This is a genomic window from Clostridium frigoris (genome assembly GCF_018861865.1).
Taxonomy (GTDB): domain Bacteria; phylum Bacillota; class Clostridia; order Clostridiales; family Clostridiaceae; genus Clostridium_AD; species Clostridium_AD frigoris.
Window position 1 is genome coordinate 1 of sequence record NZ_JAHLDV010000108.1, and the last position, 3,949, is coordinate 3,949.

The following is a 3,949-nucleotide window of genomic DNA, read 5'->3' on the forward strand; positions in this document are numbered from 1 at the left end:
TTTGCTATGCCTATTTTTATTACTAACTGCTCTCTTAACACAAAAATTATAGTTCGATATTACTTCATACAAATTCAAGTTTTACATATTAGTTTCCGTGACTACTCAATTATTTTTTAATTATATATCATTCGTAAATTTTTTTCAATTCTTAATTTTCTCACAAATGACTTTTATAAGTACAATATTATTCATATGCTTATATTTACTACATTTTATATAAGCACACTAAAAAAGCTTCTAAGTACTATACCTAGGAGCTTTTTGAGTTTTATAGCTGTATTTATGTTAAATTTATAAACACATCATTATTTGTTTTTTGAAAAGTGTTCCATAATTTTTTTCCAAATAATTTGTGTTTCAAGAAATTCCTCATGATGTTTTTCTACATTTCTATGGTATTTCTCTAGTTCTGACAAAATATTCATAAATTCAGGTTTTCCGAAATATTCACAAATTTTAGGTAACGTAGCTTTTAACTCTTGTCTCATATCTTTAATCTTTTCCTCATAACTATCTGGCTGTGTTATATATAGCAATAATGGTTTATACCGAATCCACCCTATACACACATTGTAAAACCGTGTAATAACCTTCTCGTTATCAGCCCTAATAAACTTGAGTCTTATTGGGAGAACACCCTCTAAAAGGTGATTGTATGTAGAAAATCCATCATGAAATGTGTAACATGGCACACGTAGAACTTTTCTATCGCTTAGGCATGTAGCTAGGAACGTATCTTCTCCTCTAGCACCTGGTGGATTGTAAAACGGGAAAATGCGCTTAGGATTTTTAAGATTAATGCACAAATTGGCCCCTGATATAAATTTAGAATGGTTTTTTTCCATAACTTCTACAGCATCATGGCTAGTAAGTATACTTGTATCAGCATAAGTTATTCCTCCGTTTTTCATAACCGCTTTCAAACTATCCCAATTAACTATATCATTACTGATAGCCTCAATAAATGATCTAAAATCTCCCTCAGTCATGATATCGTTAAACTCCATATATGGTATAGGCGATATATACCCACAGTGATGTCCATGGGTAATGTCCGCATTTTTAATGTTTTTAAGATGCTCTGACAGAACAAATTGACCTCCCCAAATTGCGGTATCATGTGTATTGGTCACTGCCATCGGGTACTCATCATCATCTAGAAACACCAGATAGTCCATATTCTTTTTTATAGCATTATATAGCACCGCATTACGCTTGGCTGCATACCCCTTACCAAAAATCTTTTTAGTTTCTTCAAGTGTAATGACATTTTCTCTAATTAAATAGTCAATTTCTTCTTGTGTTGATACACTTCCAATAAAAGTGCTACTATCAATCCGTTTAACCAAATCTGGATGTATATTTGTGTAATCAGTAACTTTAGTTTTATTATAATGAAGATCATATGCCACAAAAACATTTAAACTTATCCTTTTATTTTCTACCAAACCAGATTCTTCCCAATTGCTTATGTTAGTTCTAAGTACCTTTTGGAAGCTTTTTCTTCCAGTTGCAAACCCTATTCCAACTTTAATTTCATTAATCTTCTGCATTTAATCGCTCCCTTTTTATGCAAAATATAAACACTTATATCATTCTATTATACCATATTAAATACAAATATTGATTATTATGGTTTGTTTATAGTATGTTAGCTCTAGAACATATTTTTACATGCAAATGCTCTTAAATTAAAAAACTCCCCCAAACTCTCGTCTGAGGGAACATAAAAGGCACTTACCACGCGGGTAAAACATTCTTATCTTTTTTCTATCCTTGCAACACACTCAACGTGTGCTGTCTGAGGGAACATATCTACAGGCTGAATTTCTTTAGTAATATATCCAAGTTCATTTAAAATTCCTAAATCACGAGCTAATGTACCTGGATCACAAGAAACATAAACTATAGTAATAGGGCCCATATGACTTATGGCTTCTAGTAGAGATTTATCGCAACCCTTTCTTGGTGGGTCAACTACAACCACATCAGCATTTACTCCATCTTTTATAAGCTTTGGAATAATTATCTCTGCCTCTCCTACTAAAAATTCTGTATTCTCTACATTATTTACATCAGCATTTATTTTAGCATTTTCAATAGCCTGTGGTACTATTTCTACTCCATAAACTTTTTTAGCCTTCTGGGATAAAAACAATGAGATAGTACCTGTACCGCAATAAGCATCGAGTACCACTTCTCCACCGCTTAAATTTGCATACTCTAGTACCTTATCGTATAGTACCTCTGTTTGAACTGAATTAACTTGAAAAAATGATAATGGAGAAACTTCAAATTTAAATTCTCCTATGTAATCAGTTATTGTATCTTTACCCCATAACGTAACACAATTTTCGCCCAGTATTACATTAGTCTTTTCACTATTAATATTTTGTATTACACTTACAATCCCCTTAATCTTTTTAGTAACTATTGCTATAAACTCTTCTTTATAAGGAAGGCTTTTACCATTTGTAACTAACACAACCATAACTTGTCCTGTTTTAGATCCTTTTCTAATCATAACGTGACGTAAAATTCCTTGATGATTTTCTTCGTTATAACATTGTATATTAAACTCTTTTATCCACTGCCTTGTTAGTTTTACTACTATATCCGCTACACTATCTTGAATATAGCAGTTTTCCATGTTAATTATGTCGTGACTTCTTGCCGCATAAAAACCAATTTTTACTTCCCCATTTTTATTGCTTGAAGGTAATTGAACCTTATTTCTATAATTATATGGTGACTCCATCCCCAGGGTTGGGTGGACAATTACTTCTTCTAATTTTCCTATTCTATTTATAACTTGTATTACTCTATTGGTTTTAAAATCTAATTGTGCCTCGTAATCTATATGTTGCAAGTTGCAACCACCACAGTTTTTATATATGCTGCATACTGGTTCTATTCTACTTATAGATTTTTCGATTATTTCAAGTAACTTTCCAAAGGCAAAATTTTTAGATATCTTAACAATTTTTATTAACACCTTTTCGCCTACTATCGCTCCCGCAACAAAAACAGTGAAGCCATCAATTTTACCTACACCTTCACCCTCATATCCCATGTTATCTATTATTATCGTATAATCTTCATTTTTTTTAATAGGAATAATATAATTTTCAAGTTTTCTTTTCATTTATTCTCCTCCAACTTTCTATCTAATGCTATTTTTCTCATGCTAAAAACATCTAGAATCTTTTTCTAGATGCTTTTATAGCAAATGCAAAGAAAAAATACTTAGTTCTTTATTTAAATTTTTCTTATTCTTTAAACGTCTCACATTCTGTTTTTTCACTCTTCAAAGCACCTCTACCATATATCATAATATTATGTGCCTTGCATACATCATCTTCATTATGAACACAATTTTTAACTTCACATTCAATTCTTGGGCTCATTTGTATTTTATCACCATTAAATGCTTGTTTAATCTCTCCAATAACATTCATATTAAGCACATTATTAATTGAATTTTTTAACCCCTTTTCAGCAAATGTTTCACACTGTGTGTCCGCGCTACTATGAACATTTGACCCTAAAATATTAATAGCTGCCGCTGAACATATTCCCGACATATTATTAACACAATTTATAGCAGTACAACTTAGAGTTCCTCTCATATCTATTCCTCCAATTATTTGGTTTCAATATTATATTTTATTATAATTCCTTGCTTTACTTTTTATTATACTACAGATAAAAAAAAAGCACCATATAGGTGCTTTAAAAGAAATCAGTTGCCATGTTGTTTACTTGTACTTATAATTATAACCAATTTTTTTTTATATATACATAATTATTTTAAATATTTTATATTATGGTAAATGAATCGAGTAGGTAAAAGTCGGTAATAAATTTCCGACTTCTTTCCTCTCACAGAACCGTACGTGCGGACCTCGCATACGGCTCCTGGCAAAACTAAAAATTATTTATTCAT

The 3,949-nt window shown here is 31.0% G+C and carries 3 protein-coding genes; all 3 read right to left on the bottom strand.

Annotation, left to right across the window (positions count from 1 at the left end; genetic code table 11):
• Positions 1 to 308: 308 nt before the first annotated feature.
• The 3 genes from KPL37_RS19120 to KPL37_RS19130 all read right to left on the bottom strand — a co-directional run bounded on the left by KPL37_RS19120 (position 309) and on the right by KPL37_RS19130 (position 3,632).
• Positions 309 to 1,556, bottom strand: a complete 1,248-nt coding sequence (locus KPL37_RS19120) for a hypothetical protein (RefSeq protein ID WP_216151664.1) — start codon at positions 1,554 to 1,556, stop codon at positions 309 to 311.
• A 206-nt stretch (positions 1,557 to 1,762) separates the two neighbouring features.
• Positions 1,763 to 3,148 carry a 23S rRNA (uracil(1939)-C(5))-methyltransferase RlmD gene (gene rlmD, locus KPL37_RS19125; RefSeq protein WP_216151665.1) on the bottom strand — a complete coding sequence of 462 codons (1,386 nt, stop codon included), beginning with the start codon at positions 3,146 to 3,148 and terminating at the stop codon, positions 1,763 to 1,765.
• Positions 3,149 to 3,272: 124 nt separating this feature from the next.
• The gene (locus KPL37_RS19130; protein ID WP_216151666.1) at positions 3,273 to 3,632 is read right to left on the bottom strand and encodes a DUF1540 domain-containing protein; all 360 of its coding nucleotides are present in this window, start codon (positions 3,630 to 3,632) and stop codon (positions 3,273 to 3,275) included.
• Between the last annotated feature and the right edge of the window lie 317 nt (positions 3,633 to 3,949).